This is a genomic window from Streptomyces colwelliae, from assembly GCF_048158785.1.
Lineage (GTDB): Bacteria > Actinomycetota > Actinomycetes > Streptomycetales > Streptomycetaceae > Streptomyces.
The window spans coordinates 1-1,353 of record NZ_JBLTJC010000797.1; the positions used below are offsets into that span (position 1 = coordinate 1).

The following is a 1,353-nucleotide window of genomic DNA, read 5'->3' on the forward strand; positions in this document are numbered from 1 at the left end:
CCCCTGACCACCCCCGAACGCACCTTCCTCACCGCCGCCCTCGCCGCCCGTGACGCCGAGCGCCACACAGCCGCCCGAATAAGCAGACGGCACCGCTTCCTCACCGCCTCCCTCTCCGTCGTCCTCGCCATAGCCGTACTGACAGCCGTCGCCGTATGCCACGAACTCGCCGACAACGAACGCCAACGCACCCAGAGCGCCGCCCGCCGGGTAGCCGACGTGGCCGACGCACTGCGGACCACCGACCCCCGCACCGCACTCCAACTCGGCGTAGCCGCCTGGCGGACAGACCACTTGCCGGAGACCCGCCGCGCACTGCTCGGTTCGCTCGCGCAGGCGGAGACGGACGCCTTCACCGACCCCGCGCCCGGCGACAACCCCCGCCGGGTGCTGGTCGACGACGGCCGCACACTGCTCGGCGCGTCCGGCGACACCTGGCACACCTGGGACGTGACCACCCACCACGCCACCGGTTCGGGGCGGGTGCCCAGCGGCACGGTGACCGACGCCACCCCCTCCGCACACGTCCTCGGAGTCACCGAGGACGACGGCGGGCTACGGCTGTGGAACACGCTCACCCACCGCTGGACCGGCCCTTCCGCCTCCCACGACCTCAGTGACATCCACTTCACCGGCGACGGCCGCACCCTCCTCGCCACCGAGGGCGACCACGTGCGGCTGCGCTCGGTCGCCGACGGTCACGTCACGTTCGAGGCGCGGGCACCGGACGCGGCCCTGACCGCCGTCAGCGCGGACGGCCGTACGGTGGCCGCTTGTTCGGCGGGGACCGTGCACGTATGGAACACGGTCAACTCGCGCCCGCTGACCGGCACTTGGCAGCAGGACCCGGCAGCCTGCGACGACGACTCCGCCCTCCTCGCCCTCTCCGGCGACCGTCTCGCCGCCGTCACCGGCAGCGGACTGCGCGTCTGGAACACCGTGACGGGCCACGCGGTCGCCGACCTCCCCGACTCCGGTGTGCAGTACGCGTCCTTCAGCCCGGACGGCACCTTCATGGCGACGGCGGACGGTTCGGAACTCCGCGTCTGGCGGCTGTCCGACCCCGCCGCCCCCGTCTTCCGCCACGGCCTCGACAACCAGCATCTCTACGGCGGCCTCGTCTGGGACCGCGACGGCCACACCCTGCGCTACCTGGAGAGCGGCACCGTCCACACCCTCGACCTGGGCGCCTCGGTCACCTCCGCCTGGCACCCCACCGCGCTGGACGACGTCCGCTTCAGCCCCGACGGCACCACCTACGCCACCGCCCGGCGCACCGGCGACCACTACCTCTTCCGCCTCTACGACACCTCCACCGGCCGCCTCCGCCACACCTTCCCGCCCGTCCTCGTC

The 1,353-nt window shown here is 73.0% G+C and carries 1 protein-coding gene; it reads left to right on the forward strand.

Going from position 1 to position 1,353, the window contains the following annotated elements; genetic code table 11:
- Positions 1 to 1,353: WD40 repeat domain-containing protein (locus ACNFOC_RS54425; protein WP_416966320.1), on the forward strand; the 1,353-nt coding region annotated here is incomplete at both ends.